An 18,085-nucleotide genomic window follows, 5' to 3' on the forward strand; every position below is an offset into this window, starting at 1 on the left:
TAGCAGCAGCGGAAAGGGAAGATGGCGGTTCGCTAAAATCGGTCTAGCGATGCTCTCAAGGCGCCGCTGCACAATTGCGCGAGGAGTTGAAATCGTGCCCTACCCTTGGCCAAAATGGCTGCCGATGCCGGTTGTTGCCACCACACTGGGAGTAGCCGCTGTGGTGATCGGTGTGCGCCAACTGGGACTGCTTCAGCCGTCGGAACTGAGTCTGTATGACTTCTATGTGCGATCGCAACCCGCCCGTGACCCTGATTCGCGTATCCTGACAGTGCTGGTGACGGAGCAGGACATTCAAGCCCAAAAAACGTGGCCCCTGCCGGATGCTACCGTTGCCGATCTCCTCACCCGCCTCAATGCCGCTAGCCCGCGTGCCATTGGCTTGGATATTTTCCGCGATTTGCCCCACCCCCCCGGCCACGACGAGCTGCAAAACATGATTCGCATCAACCCGCGCATTATTCCAGTGTGCAAATCAACGGGGGAAACAGCGGAGCAACCCGAAGTGCCGCCACCACCCAGTATTCCCGCAGCACAGGTGCCAGAGCGAGTGGGCTTTGCCGATATCCCCCTCGATAATGATGGTGTCATTCGCCGCAATCTATTTGTGATCAGCAATCCTAAGGCGCAGCGGTGTACAACGCCCTTTTCCTTTGCCCTGATGCTGGCACTGCGCTACCTAGAACAAGACCCCGCTCAGACTATCAAACTCGATGACAAGGGTTTGACGCTCAATGATGTGCATTTTCCCCTCCTCAGCAGCGATGCCGGTGGCTATGTGGGGGTGGACGATCGCGGCATGCAAACCCTGCTGAAGTACCGCTCACGCACCGCAGTGGGGCCAACGGTTTCCCTAACGGATGTACTGACTGGACGAGTGAGCGAAGACCTGATTCGCGATCGCGTCGTTTTGATTGGGGTGTCTGCGCCGAGCATCAAGGATATTTTCCTCACCCCCTATAGCGGTAGTGATGCCGTGACGCAGCAAATGCCGGGGGTGGTTGTCCATGGCCAGATGGTGAGTCAATTCCTGAGTGCGGCCCTCGACGGCGAAAGTCCCATTTGGTATTGGCCGCTGCCGGTGGTGCTTGGCTGGATTCTGCTGTGGGCTGGGGTGGGCAGTGTCCTTGGCTGGTGGTTGCGGCAACCGCTGTGGTTGGGGGGCGCGGTAGTGGGGGGACTCATTCTCCTTTTTGGTGGCGGCTTTGGCATTTTTGTGATCGGGAGTGGCTGGATTCCCGTGGTGCCGCCGGCGATCGCCCTGGTGCTCAGCAGTGTCGGCATGGTTGGCTATGTGAGTTATCAAGCGCAGCAGGAGCAAAAATCTTTCCAAGAAAAAGTACAGGAACAGGAAAAAGCCTTGGCGCTGTTGCGATCGCTGATGGCCGAGGATACGGCAGCCCTCAATGCAGCCCTGCGAGAACCCACAGAAATTACCGGCAAACCCCGTTCTCTCCTCAGTGGTCGCTACAAAATCCAAAAAGTCTTGGGGTCAGGGGGCTTTGGCCGCACCTATTTGGCTCAGGATACCCAGCGACCGGGGAACCCCCTCTGTGTGGTCAAGCATTTGCGACCGGGACGCACCGATGAGCGCTTTATGCAGGTGGCGCGACGGCTCTTTCATACCGAAGCAGAAATCCTTGAAAAGTTAGGACGCCACGATCAAATTCCCCTCTTGCTGGCCTATGTTGAGGAAAATCAGGAATTCTATCTAGTGCAGGAGTTTATTGATGGTGCTTCCCTAAGTGAGGAGCTGAAACGCAAACACACGGAAGCCGAAGCCACCCAACTCCTACGGGAAATCTTGGAAGTGCTGAGTTTTGTCCACAGTCACTATGTGATTCACCGCGATATTAAGCCCGACAATATTATTCGCCGTGCCAGCGATCGCAAGCTGGTGCTGATTGACTTTGGAGCGGTGAAACAAATTCAACCCCAAGAAGTGAAGCAAACCCAAGGGAGCACCGTGATTATTGGCACAATGGGCTACGCCCCCCCCGAACAACTCTCTGGACAGCCCACCCTCAGCAGCGATATTTACGCTGTGGGTATGATTGTGCTGCAGGCTTTAACGGGGATTAAACCCCGCGACCTTCCCCGAGACCCCCGCACGGGTGAAGTGGATTGGCAACAGTGCGTTACAGTCAGTGAGCGGCTAGCGGCAGTGCTAAATAAAATGGTGAAGTTTAACTTTAGCGATCGCTATCCCTCCGCCAAGGAAGCCCTTCAGGACGTGCGGCGCTTGGGAACCCCTGCTGCATCTGTTTCATGAGGCGGTCTGTGTTGCTGTCTGAACTGCCCCTTGGGACGCTGGCACGCATCACTGCCATTGAGGGAACCCCCGCTTGGCAACGCCGCCTTGCAGCCGTGGGATTGACGGTCGGCCAAACCGTCACCCTGTTGCGTCGTGCCCCCTTCAGTCAAACCTTGGCCGTACGGGTGGGTGCCCTGACCGATGTGGCCATACGGGCAACAGATGCTAGCACTATCCTTGTGGAACCGCTACGAAATCTAGAGGCTTGGGACTAACTGGGCATCCTCACGGTTAGAATCCTTGGCTGCTGCTGCCAGCAAACCGTAAAAGAGAGGATGAGGCGCATTGGGACGGGAACGAAACTCGGGGTGAAACTGCACCGCAATAAAGAAGGGGTGAGCCGGATACTCGATAATTTCTACTAAGCGGCCATCAGGCGAGGTGCCCGTAATTTGATAGCCCGTTTCCAAAAAAAGGCTGCGATAGGCATTATTAAACTCGTAGCGATGGCGGTGCCGCTCGTAGATGACCGTCTCCCCATAGAGCTTTTCGGCAAGGGAATTGGGGGCTAGGCGGCAGGCATACAAGCCCAAGCGCATCGTTCCCCCCAAATCCACAATGTCCTGCTGTTCGGGCAACAGGTGAATCACGGGATGGGGGGTATTGGCATCAAACTCAGCACTGTTGGCATTTTCTAAGCCCGCAATATGGCGTGCCCACTCAATGACGGCACACTGCATCCCCAAGCACAGCCCTAAAAAGGGAATCCCCTGCTCACGGGCGTACTGAATAGCCGCAATTTTCCCTTCGACCCCGCGGATGCCAAAGCCCCCCGGCACAACGATGGCCGCCACATTGCTGAGGGCATTTTCCACACCATTTTCAACCACTTCTTCAGAGTTGACCCAGCGGATCCGTAGTTCTTGATCAAGGGCGATCGCCGAGTGCCGCAGGGCTTCCACCACCGAAAGATAGGCATCACTGAGGCGGACATATTTGCCCACAATCGCCACCTCTAAGGGGGTATGGGAACGGTAGAGCCGCTCCACCAGAGCCTGCCACTGACTGAGATCCGGTTGCCGTTGCTCCAAGTTCAAAAGACTCAAAACTTGGGTGGCTAACCCTTCGCGCTCAAGCAGCAGGGGCACTTCATAAATACTTTTGGCATCCGGCGAGGGAATGACACATTCCACAGGAACATCACAAAATTGGGAGAGCTTTTCTTTAATGCCGGGGACAAGGGGGCGATCGCAACGACAGATCAGAATATCCGGCTGAATCCCAATGGAGCGCAATTCCTTCACCGAGTGCTGGGTGGGTTTGGTTTTCATTTCCCCTGCCGAGGGAATCCAAGGCACCAAGGTTACATGCATAAACAGCACATGGTGCCGCCCCACCTCCGTGCGAAACTGACGGATGGCCTCTAGAAAGGGCAGCGACTCAATATCGCCAACGGTTCCCCCAATTTCAATGATCACCACATCGGGGTTTTTGTCCTTCGCTACCCGCAGAATGCGTTCTTTAATCTCATTCGTAATGTGGGGGATGACCTGCACTGTTCCCCCCATATAGTCGCCGCGTCGCTCTTTGTTAATCACCGCTTGGTAAATGGATCCCGTCGTGACGCTATTGAGGCGGGACATGGGGGTATCCGTAAAGCGCTCGTAGTGCCCCAAGTCCAAATCCGTTTCGGCACCATCGTCGGTGACAAACACTTCCCCGTGCTGGAAGGGACTCATCGTGCCTGGATCCACATTGATGTAGGGATCCAGCTTGAGAATTGACACGGAATACTGCCGCGATTTCAAGAGGCGGCCCAGACTGGCGGCAACAATTCCCTTACCAATGCTGGAGACAACACCGCCGGTCACAAAAACATATTTCGTCATTGCTAAATGCTAGTGGTGAGCCGCAAAGGGCATACTCGTAACACGTACGCCACTATTCTCGCATATTGGGGCATGGCGCCTAGGAGAAATTGTGCACCAATTCCTTGACCATTTGGGATTGCTCTTCAATCCGCTGCTTCAGCCGCTGACACACCAGATCACACAGCGGAAAGATCGTCGGGTCAGCAATTTCGTAATAGACGGTAACCCCTTGGGGCTGGCGCCGCACCAGACCTGCCTGAGCAAGGGTTTTCAAGTGCTTTGAGACATTGGCCTGCCCCAAGCCCGTTTCCTGAATAATCTCCGAGACATTGCGTCGTCCCTGTTTCAGGGCACAGAGCACTTGCAGCCGACTCGGTTCCGCCAGCACTTTGAAATAGTCGGCAACGTGGACGAGTAACTCAGGGGAAGGGAGATCAACCATAGGGGATATCGCACACTAGAGACACAGATCAAGATAACTTAGCTTAATGATTCTATTATATGACTGTACAGTAAATAAAGCAGCCCACCCTAGGGATGGGGAATGCTGCGAGGAGCGTTAGCGCAGCTTCACTGGCAACTTGATGGCCGATTTGGGTGAGGTGGCCGTTGTGTTTTTTTGCCGTAGCCGTTGGGCATAGAAGGACGCCGCCTCATCCCCACGGGCACATTCTTGGGCAAAGTTAATCAGATGATGCCCCACCACACCCACGTGGATCACTTGTTCAATTTGGCCTTTTTTCAGGGCCGGCCCTGCCAGTTTCCAGAAGGTCTTGCGGTAGCTGCCCCAAAGCCCCACGTGCCAGAGGAGATTTTTCATGATCCGCAGTCCCCGCAGGATATTTTCGCGGCTGAGGCGAGCTGGGCTATTCGGCACTGCAATGCGGTTGGGATAGGTGTGTTCCATTTGATAGGCAAACCGCTCGTAGAGAAATTCGGGTTCATAGGCTGTTGTGATGGTGCGGCGCCACATTTCCACCACCTCTTCGTAGGGCATGAGGAACTCAACATTGGACTCGCGGTTTTCATCATGGTTGAGGCGGCCTTCTGCTTCCAGCCGGCGCCAGAGAGGCGTACGCGGTAGAGCGTGTAGCAGGTTAATTGTCAGAGTGGGAATGTGGGAGGCGCGAATAAACTCAAGGATGCGATCGCCCGTTTGGGGTGTATCGGTATCAAAGCCAATAATGATCCCAGAAACCACTTCCATGCCGTAACGATTGAGGGTTTGCACCGCCTGCAAAATCGGCATACTTAGATTTTGATCCTTGTGGATGGCGTGGAGGGCTTCAGGTTCCGGGGTTTCAATGCCACAGAAAATGGTACAGAAATAGGCCTCCCGCATCATTTCTAGGAGTTTTGGGCTTTGGGCAATGTTCAGGGTCGCTTCGCAGGCAAATTGCAGCGGGTAGCCATTGGCCCTTTGCCAGTCAATGAGGTGCGGCAGTAATTCGGTCACCGCGCGGCGATTGCCAATAAAGTTATCGTCAACGAAATAGACCGCCCCCGGATTCCCAGAAGCCAGCATTGTATCCAGTTCCTTGAGGATTTGCTGCGGCGTTTTCAGGCGCGGATTGCGGCCATAGAGTTCGGGAATATCACAAAACTCACAGCGAAAGGGACAGCCACTAGAAAACTGCACACTGCCGAGGAAGTAATTTTCCATGCGCACGTGCTGGTAGGCAGGCACAGGAAATTCACTCAGGGGTAACCGTGCCGTGGTTTCAAAGATCAGTTGTTGGGGCGGGCGCTGGCTGCCGTACTCGTCAAAGTAAGCAATCATTTTATCGGTGGCATCCCCCAGTTCCCCTAGGTGGAGAATATCCACATCGGGATAGTATTCCGGACAACTGGAGACCGAAGGCCCGCCGAGGGCAGTGAGTTTACCGTGACGATGGGCAATGTCGTTGATTTCTAAAATTTGTGGCCGCTGAATGTGCATGCCGCTAGTAATGACAATATCAGCCCAAGCATAGTCAGCATCGGTTGCTGGCCGTACATTTTCATCAATCAGGCGCACTTCCCAAGATTCTGGAAGATAGGCGGCCACCAACAAAATCCCTTGGGGTGGCATAAAGGCGCGCACCGTGCCCATGAGGGGGTAGGCGTGGTGAAAGGTGCCAAAGGAGCGGCTATAGCGGGGGAAAATGCAGAGAATACGGCGATGATTGCGGGGGGTATAGGGGACTCGACCACTGGTCATCTCGGGAACCGGTTTAATCTCATCGGTGCTCCGACTGAGGTTCATAGCCCACCACTCCTACCTACACGCACTTTTCAATAGGTATAGCCTACAAATGTGGCTATCGCCTAGGTTTTAGTACCCTTTGGCACTAAAGTCCAATGTGAGGGGAATCTCAACCCGCTCAATGTGGGTTCTAAAGGTGCCATCGGGGTATAACGACAGATGACGAAAACCGGGACCAATGGGTTCAAGGGAAAATTCAGGAGCGCGAGGCAAAAACTGGATACAGGTGGAGGGGCAGCCGAGATACATTACCCCTTGCCGCTCGGTGGCAAATTCCTGATGAATATGGCCAAAGAGGACGAGTTTGACTTGAGGGTGGCGATCCAACACAGCAAAAAGGTGCTCAGGGTTTTGTAGGCGGCTACTATCAAGCCATGGGGCACCGGTCTCAAAGGGGGGATGGTGCAGGGCAATGAATGTGGGGCGATCGCCCCCGCGACTCAAGGTTGCCTCTAGCCAGCTTAAGGTTTCAGGACGCAATTCACCATGGACTTTGCCATCCGCTTGGGAACTGAGGAGCAGGCCTTGCCAAGTCCCAAGATTGATCTGGCGATCGCCCCTCAGCGGCGGACGTTCCAGCGCCGGCAGCATTACCCTTGGTTCATCATGGTTACCGGGAATCCAATATACGGGACAGGTAAAGTCCCTGAAAGCAGTGGCCAAACGGTCGTAGGTGGTGGCAACGGGTTCCTGTGCCAAGTCTCCCGTCAACAGCAGGGCAGCAGGGGCATGACGGTGAATTACCCCTAAAACAGCAGCTAGGGATTGAGCCGTGGGCAGGCCAAGGAGTCTGCCTTCATCTGTGGCAAATAGATGCAGATCTGATAACTGGATCAGGTGAAAGGGATCATTCATAGACTTGCTGGGGTGTGGGGACGCTGGGCAGGAAACTGACCTATTTGACTGAGGTTAATCGACTACTTTTGATCGACTACTTTAACGCTGACCGAAGTTGCTGATTCCCGCAAGCGGGCGGGTAAGGGGAGTTGTTGCCACCACCGCCCAAGCACTTGGCGCTGATTGATGATGTAAATGCTCATGAGCGTTAGCCCCACCCCCACCAACTGAACCTGACTCAGGGTTTCCCCTAAGAACCAATGCCCAAAGGTGAGGGCAAATACTGGGGTGAGAAAGGTCAGGGCACTGAGACTAGTCAGATTCCCCTTGGCAGCGAAATAGAAAAAGACACCGTAGGACAGGGCACTACCGAAGAGGGTGGCATAGCCCAAATTAAAGACATCCGGCCACTGTAGAGCCGCCCAAGGTGCTGGGGTATTCAGGCTCGGCAAGAGCAAGAGGGGCAACCCGCCCAAGACCATGTGCCAGCCGGTAGCCACAACGGGATCCGCATAGCGTGCCAAGGGACGCATGAGAATGGTTCCCACGGCCATTGAGAGGGCAGCCAACAGCATCCACAGTTCACCTCGCTGCCACCACTGTCCCCAAGGAATACCTTGCCATGCGCTGGGTTGATGGAGCAACGTCAAGAGATCATCGCCTAGACCAATACCACTAATGCCCACTAAGCCAAGAAATAACCCCAGCCAGCCCCAGCCGCCAACGCGCTCTTGATATAGCCAGCGGGACAGCAATGCCACCGCAAGGGGTTGGGAGTCAATCATGACAGAACCCAGCCCGGCTCCCGTTTTTGCTAAGCCAGTGGCCAGAAACCCCTGAAATAAAAAGCCATCCACAAGGGCAAAAAGACTAATCCATCCCCACGCCCGTAAGCTATTGGGTTGGGGCTTACCGAGGGCGATCGCCACCGCTAAAACCAACAGGCCTGCGGGCACAAGGCGCACACCGGCAACCCACAGCGGCGAGGTATGGGGCATCACCTCTTTCATGGCCACCATGGCAGTTCCCCAAAAGAAAAAGGGGGAAATTAAAATCAAGCGTTGCCAGAGTGCGGTCACAGGCGTTGCAAAATCAGGAGAAATGTTAAGGATTATTGCGATTCGTATCCTTAAATTATAATCCTGCCGTGGGAAACGGCAACTTCAGGAGGGAATTGCCAAGTTGATTTGCTATAACAAGTTCTAACGACCTCCCTAGCATCCTAGGGAAATTGCAGGCAGTGGGTGAGGAGCCGCAGCAGGAAATGAAAGCACTAGAGGTTTGGCAACGGTGGTTCCGGCGGGTTCCTAAGTCAGCGGAGCTAGCGATCGCCCCTGCGGTAACAACAGCTGTTGAATCTATTCCCTCCCGCTGGCAAGCCTATCGTCAACAACTCATGGCATATGAGGGGTGGCCTTGGCTCATCCCCTTTTTAATCTCCGGCGTAACCCTGATGACCGCCAGTGCTTGGCTATTGGTTTTACCCCCCTTGCCCGATTGTCGTCACTCCGGCCTCGTCATGAGCGATGGCGATCGCCTCTACTGTGCCGATCAAGCCGCCCTCCACGGCAACTTACCCTCTCTGGCTCAAGCCATTGAAACCGTCAGTCAGTGGCCCGAAGATCACCCCCTGTTTCCCCAAGCAAAGCGGCGTGTGGATGAATGGTCAGCCGCCCTACTCGTGATTGCCCGCCAACAGTTGAGCCAAGGCAATATTGATCTGGCAACGCTGCTCCTGAAAAAAATCCCCACCACCGCAGCGAGCTACTCCCAAGCTCAAGAGCTACTGACCGCAACGAATGTGGGAGAAGGGGGAAACTTGTTGGCCACGGCAGAGGCGGCGCTGCGCCAGCAGGACTGGGGGTTGGCATTACTGCAAGTGAAACTGATGAACCAGTTGGGCACCGACTACTGGCGCGAACAGGCACAAAAGCTCTCGGTGCGTATCTCCCAAGAACAGGATGCGTGGGTTCAATTGGTGCAGGCACGGGATTTGGCGGCTTGGTTAACAGCCAATGAACTGGCCGAGGCGGTCATGCTGGCTCTGCAAATTCCCCCCGAGGCGGTTGTTTATTCCCAAGCCCAAGCGGATATTCGCCGTTGGATTCCTGAAGTGTTTGTGTACGCTGAAGAACGCTTAACGGCCGGTGATCGCGAGGGTGCCCTAGCACTGATTGAAAAAATTGCCCCCGCTCTCGATGTGTCCTACCACGATCGCCCGATTGTCATCTTGGGGCAGGCCAAAGCCCTTGCGGCCAAGGGAACGGTTTTGGGCTACTGGGAAGCGATCGCCCGCGTGCAGCAGATTCCCACCACGGATCCCTTCTATGAATCGGCTCAGGCCTACCTCAAAACATGGCAGCAGCAGTTGCGCAACCAGCAGCATCTTCAGTGGGCATCGTGGCTCGCCAATTCTCATCTGCGCTGGGGGTATGCCTTGGCCATTGCTCAAGCTCGGCAGGTGCCCCTTGGTCAGCCGCAACGGGGCCAAGCCCAAGGTTTGATTGCCCTTTGGCAGCGGGATCTGCGTACGATTAATGAGCAGCCCTTGCTCCATGCGGCGATCGCCCTCGCAGAACAGAAACAGTATCAGGCCGCCCTAGGGGTTCTGCAATACTTCCCCAGCAATGCTGTGCTTGCTTCTGTAGTGGCCAACTACCGCAACGAGTGGCAGGAAAAACTGGAAGAAATTGAGGATCGTCCGATTCTGGATCGAGCGATTCGCTTGGCACGGGAAGGCAAACTAGAGGAAGCCATTCAAACCGCTGAGCAAATTGGTCGCGATCGCGCCCTCTACCGTGAAGCTCTCAATCGCATCTGGCAGTGGGACTATGAACTCAGTGTGCGCCAACGGCAACAGGCAGCACCCACGCCCGCTTGGTGGGAAAGCCCCCCCAGTACTCCTGAAAGGACTTCTGAACCAATCACCGAACCAGAATCAGCTCCGCCAGCAACACCAAGGACTTCTGAACCAGTCACCGAACCAACATCAGCTCCGCCAGCAACACCCACGCCAGAGGCTGCTACCCCTGCACCCACCCCTGAGGCATCTCCCACCCCTGAAACCACGGTTACCCCTGCCAGACCTGCACCGACACCTGAAGCCACTGCTGCCCCGACGCCGACACCTGTTCAACCGCCAGCAGCGGATCCCGAACCAATGGCTACCCCCTAGCGATCGCTGGTCATCGTAAAATAGAGGCTCTGTGCAGTATCGGTAGCCCAGCTATGCGTCTCTCGCAAATGCTTTTTGTCACGCTTCGCGATGATCCAGCGGAAGCAGAAATTCCCAGCCACAAATTATTGCTGCGGGCGGGATATATTCGGCGGATTGCCAGTGGCATCTATAGCTATCTGCCCTTGATGTGGCGAGTGCTGCAAAAAGTGAGCGCCATTGTCCGTGAGGAAATGAACCGCAGTGGTGCTTTGGAATGTTTGCTGCCGCAATTGCAACCCGCTGAACTGTGGCAAGAGTCGGGACGCTGGGACACCTATACCAAGGCCGAAGGGATTATGTTTTCCCTCACCGATCGCGCTGAGCGGCAGTTGGGACTAGGGCCGACCCATGAAGAGGTCATCACCACCCTCGCTAAGGACTTGATTCGCTCCTATCGTCAGTTGCCCGTTCACCTGTACCAAATTCAAACAAAGTTCCGCGATGAGATTCGCCCGCGATTTGGTCTGATGCGGGGACGAGAATTCATTATGAAGGACGGCTACTCCTTCCATGCCGATGTGGCCAGCCTCAAGGAAACCTATCAGGTGATGTACGACACCTATAGCCGTATTCTTCAGCGCTGTGGCCTGACGTTTCGAGCCGTGGAGGCGGATTCGGGTGCCATTGGCGGATCGGGATCCCATGAGTTTATGGTGCTGGCTGCCGCTGGCGAAGATGAAGTGCTCTATACGGCTGACGGCCAATATGCCGCCAATGTGGAAAAGGCCGTTTCGCTGCCCCCTGACGCGGTGCCCACAACTTACAAAAAGGTGGCGACACTAGATACCCCCAATACAGCAACCATTGATGCCCTTGTTGAGCACTTGCAGTGCCATCCGACGCAAATTGTCAAAAATGTCCTCTATCGAACGGTTTTCGATAATGGGCGGGTGGGTCTGGTGTTGGTGAGTATTCGCGGCGATCAAGAGGTGAATAGCGTCAAGCTGCACAACACCCTCACTTCCCTTGCGCCCAACTACGGGGCAACGAAATTGCTGGATCTGCGGGTGGCGGATGCCAATACCGCCCAAGAGTGGGCAGCCACCCCCATTCCCTTTGGTTACATTGGCCCTGACATAGAGGACGGCGTTATTAAAGCCGATCCCCAGATCATTCCCCACTGGATTCGCATTGCCGATCACACCGTAACGGAGTTAAAGCGGTTTATTACAGGAGCCAATCGCGATCAACAGCACCGTGTCGGTGTCAATTGGGGCAAATCCTGTCCATTACCGGCCATTGTCGCCGATGTTCGCAAAGCCCAAGCCGGCGATCGCGCCTGCCACGATCCAACACAGCACCTAGAGACCGCCCGTGGCATTGAAATTGGCCATATTTTCCAGTTGGGGACAAAGTACTCTGAGGCAATGAAGGCCACCTACACCAATGAACAGGGGGAAGAGGTGCCACTGGTGATGGGCTGCTATGGCATTGGGGTTTCCCGCTTGGCTCAGGCGGCGGTGGAGCAGCACCACGATCCACAGGGCATTATTTGGCCGCTGGCGATCGCCCCCTATCAAGTGATCATTGTCGTTCCCAACATCGAGGATGGGCAGCAAATGCAGGTGGCCACTGACCTCTACGATCAGCTTCAGGCGGCAGGAATTGAGGTGCTCTTCGACGATCGCGATGAGCGGGCAGGGGTGAAATTCAAAGATGCGGATCTCATTGGCATTCCCTATCGCCTAGTGACGGGGCGGGCGATCGCCAATGGTGAAGTGGAACTCGTGATCCGCGCAAGCGGTGCCAAATCCACCCTCCCTATAAGCGAAGTTGTTCGTTATCTTCAAAAGGAGATTGCTCAGCAGTTAGGTCGATGATTCTCAATCCCTACCAGCGCACGAAACTGGATAGCCGCAGCGATGATCTCTTTTACGCGGCACCGCGCTTTGTTACCCACGTGGATGATTTCTTTCTTGCCCGCCTCACGGATCTCTACCGCGAATACCTGCAGCCACAAATGCGGGTTTTGGACTTAATGAGTAGTTGGGTGTCCCATCTACCACCAGAGCTATCCTTTGCGGAAGTGGTGGGCCATGGGATGAATGCGGCGGAGCTAGCCCGCAACCCCCGCTTGGATCGTTATTTCGTTCAGAATCTTAATGAAGAGTTGGCCTTGCCCCTAGAGGATGCCAGTTTTGATGCTGTCTTGATGGCGGTGTCGGTGCAGTACCTCCAGTATCCTGAGGCCACTTTTACAGAAATTGCCCGTATCCTCAACCCCCAAGGGGTGGTCATTGTCAGCTTCTCGAATCGCATGTTTTTTGAGAAGGCGATTCAGGCGTGGCGCGAGGGTACCGAGGGCGATCGCCTGCGCTTGGTGCAAACCTACATTGATAGCATTCCCTCCCTCAAGGTGGTAGAAACCCAGCTGCCCCGTCGCTGGCCTTGGCTGGGATTTACTGATCCTTTCTATGCTGTCGTGGGTCAAAAGCAGTCGGCGTGATGGTCAGAGGAGGCGTCTATGAGCAGTTTCGCGGTGCCCTCCTTGGACTTCTGTGGGGCATCGCTAAAGAGGATATCTATCTAGCCCAGACACTACCCCACCAATGGTTAACCCCCAACCAAGGGGAGTGGCCCGTTCAGCTGCCGCAGTTGTTGGCATCATGGGATCAACCTTTGATCTCAGTCCCCGCGGCGTTGCAGGAGATTCAGACCCTACTCCATGAATACCTCGCGGCGGCTTGGGCACCTGAGCCTTTGGCCGTACCTCTAGAGAGAGGAGAGGTGATCCGCTATGCCTTGGCGATCGCCCCGTGGGACTTAGAATTAGCCCATGAAATTGTTATCAAGCAGCAACCCAGTGCTGGTCTTCTCTTAAGCTGTCTTTTTGGTGCCTATTGGGGGGCATTAGCCTTACCCCTCAGAGCCTGGGAGTATTGGACGCCGACAGTGGCTGCAGTGCTGGGGAACGTGATGATGCAATGGGCAGGGGGTATGGGAACCGAGATGGCACTTGCCCCCAAGGACGGACTAAAACACTGGAGAAGGGGCTGTACTCGGAACATAACGCTCTAGCTGTGCACCCAAACCCCGCAGCTTGGCTTCAATTTGCCAGTAGCCCCGATCTAAGTGCTGCAAGCCATAGACGTGGGTTTCGCCGTGGGCAGCCAGTCCAGCAACGACTAAAGCCGCTGTGGCACGCAAATCCGTACCTGTTACCGGTGCACCCGAAAGATAGGGCACCCCTCGGATGGCAGCGTGATTTCCCTTGACGCGAATATCAGCGCCCATGCGATTGAGTTCAGCCACATGGCCAAAGCGATTTTCAAACACCGTTTCGCTGACTAAACTATTCCCCTCACTGATGGCCAGCAACGCCATCATCAAGGCCTGCATATCCGTGGGAAAGCCAGGGTAGGGGAGCGTTTCAATGTCGGTGGCACGATAGCGCTGCGCAGGGGTAAAGCGGACACGGGTGGGATCGGGAAATTCAATCCTCGCTCCCATTTCTTCCAGTTTGGCAACCACAGGTGTTAGGTGACTGGGAATGACCGGTGCCAATGTAATGGCCGAGCGGGTGACGGCAGCCGCCAAGAGAAATGTGCCCGCTTCAATGCGATCGGGGATAATTTCGTATTCAGTGCCGTGGAGGCGATCGACCCCAACAATGGTAATCGAATTGGTGCCTGCCCCATAGATTTTTGCCCCCATGGCGATACAGAAGTTGGCCAAATCCACCACTTCCGGTTCTTGAGCGGCATTTTCAATCGTGGTTTCCCCCTCGGCAAGGGTGGCGGCCATCATCAGGGTTTCCGTTGCACCAACGCTGGGATAGTCCAAATAGATGCGGGTTCCCTTCAGTTTGGGGGCACTGGCGGTAACAACACCGTGGTCAATCGTGACTTCGGCTCCCATCGCTTGCAGACCGCGCACATGCAGTTCCACCGGACGAGCGCCAATAGCGCAGCCGCCGGGCAAGGGAACACGAGCAATCCCCAACCGTGCCACCAATGGACCAATGGCAAAGAAACTCGCCCGCAGTTGGCTGACCAAACTATAGGGGGGATCATTGGTATTTAATTCCGTGGCATCAATGGCGATCGCTTCACTACCGAGGCGGTGTACCTTGACCCCCAATGCCTGTAAAATTTCCCCAAGGCGACGAATATCCGCCAAGTCAGGCACTGCACGAAGAATGGTTGTATCCGCTGCTAAGAGTGCCGCCGCCATCAAGACTAATGCTGAATTCTTGGCTCCGCTAATCCTCACCTCCCCCGATAACCGATAGCCCCCCTGAATCTTGAGGTGTGCCTGCTCTGTGGTCAGCGGCGTTGCGGTCGAGGTTAGCATATTTCACTCTCACAGCCAAAAGAATTCCAAGCGATTATATCCTATCAGTGCGAATTTTATGCAAAGATCAGTATTAACAAAAGAGGGACAAATGCACGCCTGTTGTTTTGCAAATAATTTAAGGATTGGATGGAACACCAAAACCTCAGCGATTTACTGCGGCAAGAGGCAGCTAAACAGCGTCAAGCGCCCAGCAAGCGGAGTCGACACCAGCCCACCAAGGCAGAACTAGAGCAAGAACTGGCCGCCCTCAAAGCAGCGTTAGCAGCGGCAGAAGCTGAGAAAACCGCTCACAGTACCCAGATAGAGCAACTGCAACAGGAAGTGCAAACGTGGCGCGATCGCGCCCAAGCCCTCGAAACTGAGCTTCAGAACCTCCAAACCCGCCATCAGACCCTAGAAGCCGAATTTGAAGAGGCCAAAGAAGTCATTCGCCAACTCACGGCGCCTCAGCCCTACCGCTTTGAGGATGTGGGATTTAAGCCCCTTGTTAATGAAATTCCCATCCCCAATCCCAATGCCTCTCCCCTTGGGGATGCGGAAATTGGTTGGTTTGATTAGGGATTGCCCAAGGGATTGGCAAACTCTTTGAGAAGATTAAAAAAATGTAAAGGCAGATAAATCAATTATTAAAATTCCCGCAGCGGTAGTCTAATGTACATTTCACAAATCTGTATTAGCCTTAAGTTAAGTGATTGCCGATTCCTTCAGAGCTACAGGTTGCATGAATAATTCCGCCACGCCCAACGGTCATCCTGTTCATTCAGTTTCCCACACCAACCCTACTGCCAACGACGAACACTGCGATTTGTATATCGAGAGCGATCGCACAGGGATGACCGTGCAAACCCTGAAGCGCGCCTTTGTTGATAACCTGCACTACATCCAGGGCAAGGATGCCATGTTTGCCACGCCCTACGATTACTTCATGGCACTGGCCTACACGGTGCGCGATCGCCTGCTGCATCGACGGATTAAAACCGCCCAAACCTATTTTGAGCAGGATGCCAAGGTGGTCTATTACCTGTCGGCAGAGTTTCTCATTGGTCGCTTGCTTCTGAATAATCTGATTAACGTCGGCCTCTATGAGCAAACCAAACAGGCCATGACCGACTTTGGCTTAGATCTCAATGAACTCATGGATCGCGAACCTGAACCAGGCTTAGGAAATGGCGGCCTAGGACGGTTGGCGGCTTGTTTCCTCGACTCCTTAGCCACCCTCGAAATTCCCGCCGTTGGCTACGGCATTCGCTACGAGTATGGGATTTTCGAGCAAATCATCACCAATGGCTGGCAGCACGAAGTCCCCGACAACTGGCTGCGCTTTGGCAACCCTTGGGAGATTGCCCGCCCCGACTACAATGTCGAAGTTAAGTTTGGCGGCCACACCGAAGCCTACACCGATGTCCAAGGGCACTACCGCGTGCGCTGGATTCCCAGTACCACCGTCTTGGGCACCCCCTACGATACACCAATTCCAGGCTATGGCAAAAATACGGTGAATACGCTCCGTCTGTGGAGTGCCCGCGCTGCTCAGGATTTTAATTTACAGGTCTTCAACGCCGGCGACTACACCCAAGCGGTCTCGGAAAAAACCTTTAGTGAGAATATCTCGAAGGTTCTTTACCCCAACGACAACACTCCCCAAGGCAAGGAGCTGCGCCTGCGGCAACAGTATTTCTTTGTCTCCTGTTCGTTGCAGGACATTATTCGCCTTTACCTGCGGCGGCACACCAGCTTTGATGCCTTCCCCGACAAAGTAGCCATTCAGCTCAATGATACCCACCCCGCCATTGGGGTGGCTGAACTGATGCGATTGCTGGTGGATGAGTACCAACTCCCGTGGGAAAAAGCGTGGGACATTACCCAGCGCACTTTTGCCTACACCAACCATACCCTGCTGGCGGAAGCCCTTGAACGCTGGTCGGTGGAACTTTTTGCGCAACTACTGCCGCGCCACCTTGAAATTATTTACGAGATTAACTACCGCTTCCTCAACGAGATTCGCCAACGCTATCCCGGCAACATTGCCCGCTTAGCACGCATGTCCTTGATTGAGGAAGGTCATCCCAAGCAGGTGCGCATGGCGCATTTGGCCTGTGTCGGCAGCCATACGGTCAACGGGGTCGCCGAACTGCACACAGAGCTGATCAAGCAGGAGCTGATGCGGGACTTCTACGAGATGTACCCCAACAAGTTCCAGAACAAAACCAATGGCATTACCCCCCGCCGTTGGCTATTGATGAGTAATCCCCGCTTGGCCAGCCTGATTACCGAAACACTGAAGAGCGATCGCTGGATTACCCACCTTGAAGACCTGCGCGGCCTAGAACCCTACGCCACGGATCCCGCCTTTCAGGCCAAGTGGCAGCAAATCAAGCAAGTCAACAAAGAACGCCTAGCGGAGTACATTTGGCGCCACAACCAGATTGAGGTGGATCCCTATTCCCTGTTTGACATTCAAGTGAAGCGGATCCATGAGTACAAGCGGCAGCACTTGGCGGTGCTCCACATTATTACCCTCTACGAACAAATCAAGGCCAACCCCAACATTGACATTCAGCCGCGCACATTTATTTTTGGCGGCAAGGCAGCCCCCGGCTACTTCATGGCCAAGATGATCATCAAGCTGATCAATGCGGTGGGGGATATGGTCAACCATGATCGGGATGTCAATGGCCGTCTGCGGGTCGTGTTCCTCAGTAACTATTCCGTTTCCCTTGGGGAAATGACCTATCCTGCGGCTGATCTTTCAGAGCAGATCTCCACCGCTGGTAAGGAGGCCTCCGGCACCGGCAACATGAAATTTGCCCTCAATGGTGCCCTGACGATTGGTACTCTGGATGGGGCAAATGTGGAAATTCGCCAAGAGGTGGGGGCAGAGAACTTCTTCCTCTTTGGTCTGACGGCGCAAGAGGTAATGAGCCTGAAAGCTGAGGGCTACAATCCCTGCGAGTACTACAACAGCAACCCAATGCTCAAGAAAGTGATTGACAGCCTGATTTCCGACTACTTCAATCCACGTGAGCCGGGGCTATTTGAACCGATTGTCAGTTCCCTGCTCAACGAAGATCCCTATATGCTGTTGGCGGACTACCAATCCTATGTGGACTGTCAGCAACGGGTTGCCCAAGCCTTCCGCGAGAAGAGCCACTGGACACAGATGTCTATTCTTAATGTGGCGCGCATGGGCAAATTCTCTAGCGATCGCACGATTGCGGAGTACTGCAAAGACATCTGGCACGTCAAACCCGTCCCCGTTTCCCTAGATACCTGTCGGCCCGCTTTTCGCCCCAGCCGCATCAGTCAAGCCAGTAGTCTTTAGGTGACTGCCCCTTTTGCTCTACACTAGGGCAAGTCTCAAGCAG

14 protein-coding genes are annotated in these 18,085 nt (G+C 54.7%); 8 read left to right on the forward strand and 6 right to left on the reverse strand.

Features of this window, described 5'->3' with window-relative positions; genetic code table 11:
* The first annotated feature begins 94 nt into the window (after nucleotides 1-94).
* Both RHJ80_RS05140 and RHJ80_RS05145 read left to right on the forward strand, forming a co-directional pair.
* The gene (locus tag RHJ80_RS05140) at nucleotides 95-2,272 is read left to right on the forward strand and encodes a CHASE2 domain-containing serine/threonine-protein kinase (protein WP_310801598.1); all 2,178 of its coding nucleotides are present in this window, start codon (nucleotides 95-97) and stop codon (nucleotides 2,270-2,272) included.
* A complete protein-coding gene (locus tag RHJ80_RS05145; RefSeq protein ID WP_310744192.1) occupies nucleotides 2,269-2,529 on the forward strand; it encodes a FeoA family protein in 261 nt (86 codons plus the stop codon). Before RHJ80_RS05140 ends, RHJ80_RS05145 begins: the two co-directional genes overlap by 4 nt.
* Here the strand turns inward: RHJ80_RS05145 and RHJ80_RS05150 are convergent.
* From RHJ80_RS05150 to RHJ80_RS05170, 5 genes are all read right to left on the reverse strand, one after another.
* Nucleotides 2,512-4,143, reverse strand: coding sequence for a CTP synthase (locus RHJ80_RS05150; RefSeq protein ID WP_302676581.1), 1,632 nt, complete (start codon nucleotides 4,141-4,143; stop codon nucleotides 2,512-2,514). The genes RHJ80_RS05145 and RHJ80_RS05150 overlap by 18 nt on opposite strands.
* A gap of 79 nt (nucleotides 4,144-4,222) precedes the next feature.
* Nucleotides 4,223-4,567: a helix-turn-helix transcriptional regulator gene (locus tag RHJ80_RS05155; RefSeq protein ID WP_206201360.1), complete on the reverse strand. Its 345-nt coding sequence runs from the start codon at nucleotides 4,565-4,567 to the stop codon at nucleotides 4,223-4,225.
* A 117-nt stretch (nucleotides 4,568-4,684) separates the two neighbouring features.
* Nucleotides 4,685-6,370 carry a B12-binding domain-containing radical SAM protein gene (locus tag RHJ80_RS05160; RefSeq protein WP_310438437.1) on the reverse strand — a complete coding sequence of 562 codons (1,686 nt, stop codon included), beginning with the start codon at nucleotides 6,368-6,370 and terminating at the stop codon, nucleotides 4,685-4,687.
* 69 nt (nucleotides 6,371-6,439) lie between these two features.
* The gene (gene cpdA / locus RHJ80_RS05165; protein WP_310453415.1) at nucleotides 6,440-7,225 is read right to left on the reverse strand and encodes a 3',5'-cyclic-AMP phosphodiesterase; all 786 of its coding nucleotides are present in this window, start codon (nucleotides 7,223-7,225) and stop codon (nucleotides 6,440-6,442) included.
* 62 nt (nucleotides 7,226-7,287) lie between these two features.
* On the reverse strand, nucleotides 7,288-8,226 hold the full coding sequence (locus tag RHJ80_RS05170; RefSeq protein WP_399364969.1) for a DMT family transporter: 939 nt from the start codon (nucleotides 8,224-8,226) through the stop codon (nucleotides 7,288-7,290).
* Between the two features lie 221 nt (nucleotides 8,227-8,447).
* Between RHJ80_RS05170 and RHJ80_RS05175 the strand changes: the two genes are divergently transcribed.
* The 4 genes from RHJ80_RS05175 to RHJ80_RS05190 are packed head-to-tail and all read left to right on the forward strand — an operon-like array spanning nucleotide 8,448 to nucleotide 13,442.
* Nucleotides 8,448-10,382, forward strand: coding sequence for a hypothetical protein (locus RHJ80_RS05175; protein WP_310801599.1), 1,935 nt, complete (start codon nucleotides 8,448-8,450; stop codon nucleotides 10,380-10,382).
* A 53-nt stretch (nucleotides 10,383-10,435) separates the two neighbouring features.
* Nucleotides 10,436-12,244, forward strand: a complete 1,809-nt coding sequence (locus tag RHJ80_RS05180; protein ID WP_302679031.1) for a proline--tRNA ligase — start codon at nucleotides 10,436-10,438, stop codon at nucleotides 12,242-12,244.
* Nucleotides 12,241-12,870, forward strand: a complete 630-nt coding sequence (locus tag RHJ80_RS05185; protein ID WP_310801600.1) for a methyltransferase domain-containing protein — start codon at nucleotides 12,241-12,243, stop codon at nucleotides 12,868-12,870. Before RHJ80_RS05180 ends, RHJ80_RS05185 begins: the two co-directional genes overlap by 4 nt.
* The gene (locus RHJ80_RS05190) at nucleotides 12,870-13,442 is read left to right on the forward strand and encodes a hypothetical protein (RefSeq protein WP_310801601.1); all 573 of its coding nucleotides are present in this window, start codon (nucleotides 12,870-12,872) and stop codon (nucleotides 13,440-13,442) included. Before RHJ80_RS05185 ends, RHJ80_RS05190 begins: the two co-directional genes overlap by 1 nt.
* On the opposite strand, the gene murA is transcribed toward RHJ80_RS05190, so the two are convergent.
* Complete coding sequence (murA, locus tag RHJ80_RS05195; RefSeq protein ID WP_302679034.1) at nucleotides 13,398-14,717, reverse strand: UDP-N-acetylglucosamine 1-carboxyvinyltransferase; 1,320 nt, start codon at nucleotides 14,715-14,717, stop codon at nucleotides 13,398-13,400. The two genes, RHJ80_RS05190 and murA, sit on opposite strands and share 45 nt — an antisense overlap.
* Nucleotides 14,718-14,846: 129 nt before the next feature.
* Here murA and RHJ80_RS05200 point away from each other — a divergent pair, with 129 nt between their 5' ends.
* Complete coding sequence (locus RHJ80_RS05200; RefSeq protein WP_310801602.1) at nucleotides 14,847-15,278, forward strand: hypothetical protein; 432 nt, start codon at nucleotides 14,847-14,849, stop codon at nucleotides 15,276-15,278.
* A 163-nt stretch (nucleotides 15,279-15,441) separates the two neighbouring features.
* Nucleotides 15,442-18,042: a glycogen/starch/alpha-glucan phosphorylase gene (locus tag RHJ80_RS05205; RefSeq protein WP_310801603.1), complete on the forward strand. Its 2,601-nt coding sequence runs from the start codon at nucleotides 15,442-15,444 to the stop codon at nucleotides 18,040-18,042.
* Nucleotides 18,043-18,085 lie beyond the last annotated feature (43 nt).

This window comes from Thermosynechococcus sp. QS41 (assembly GCF_031583515.1).
In the GTDB taxonomy this organism is placed as follows: domain Bacteria; phylum Cyanobacteriota; class Cyanobacteriia; order Thermosynechococcales; family Thermosynechococcaceae; genus Thermosynechococcus.

What these genes read in the sequence shown, in the direction of transcription:
- RHJ80_RS05145 (WP_310744192.1), top strand. Translation starts at nt 2,269, where the DNA reads ATGAGGCGGTCTGTGTTGCTGTCTGAACTGCCCCTTGGGACGCTGGCA.
- RHJ80_RS05150 (WP_302676581.1), bottom strand. Translation starts at nt 4,143, where the DNA reads ATGACGAAATATGTTTTTGTGACCGGCGGTGTTGTCTCCAGCATTGGT.
- RHJ80_RS05155 (WP_206201360.1), bottom strand. Translation starts at nt 4,567, where the DNA reads ATGGTTGATCTCCCTTCCCCTGAGTTACTCGTCCACGTTGCCGACTAT.
- RHJ80_RS05160 (WP_310438437.1), bottom strand. Translation starts at nt 6,370, where the DNA reads ATGAACCTCAGTCGGAGCACCGATGAGATTAAACCGGTTCCCGAGATG.
- cpdA (WP_310453415.1), bottom strand. Translation starts at nt 7,225, where the DNA reads ATGAATGATCCCTTTCACCTGATCCAGTTATCAGATCTGCATCTATTT.
- RHJ80_RS05170 (WP_399364969.1), bottom strand. Translation starts at nt 8,226, where the DNA reads ATGGTGGCCATGAAAGAGGTGATGCCCCATACCTCGCCGCTGTGGGTT.
- RHJ80_RS05180 (WP_302679031.1), top strand. Translation starts at nt 10,436, where the DNA reads ATGCGTCTCTCGCAAATGCTTTTTGTCACGCTTCGCGATGATCCAGCG.
- RHJ80_RS05185 (WP_310801600.1), top strand. Translation starts at nt 12,241, where the DNA reads ATGATTCTCAATCCCTACCAGCGCACGAAACTGGATAGCCGCAGCGAT.
- RHJ80_RS05190 (WP_310801601.1), top strand. Translation starts at nt 12,870, where the DNA reads ATGGTCAGAGGAGGCGTCTATGAGCAGTTTCGCGGTGCCCTCCTTGGA.
- murA (WP_302679034.1), bottom strand. Translation starts at nt 14,717, where the DNA reads ATGCTAACCTCGACCGCAACGCCGCTGACCACAGAGCAGGCACACCTC.
- RHJ80_RS05200 (WP_310801602.1), top strand. Translation starts at nt 14,847, where the DNA reads ATGGAACACCAAAACCTCAGCGATTTACTGCGGCAAGAGGCAGCTAAA.
- RHJ80_RS05205 (WP_310801603.1), top strand. Translation starts at nt 15,442, where the DNA reads ATGAATAATTCCGCCACGCCCAACGGTCATCCTGTTCATTCAGTTTCC.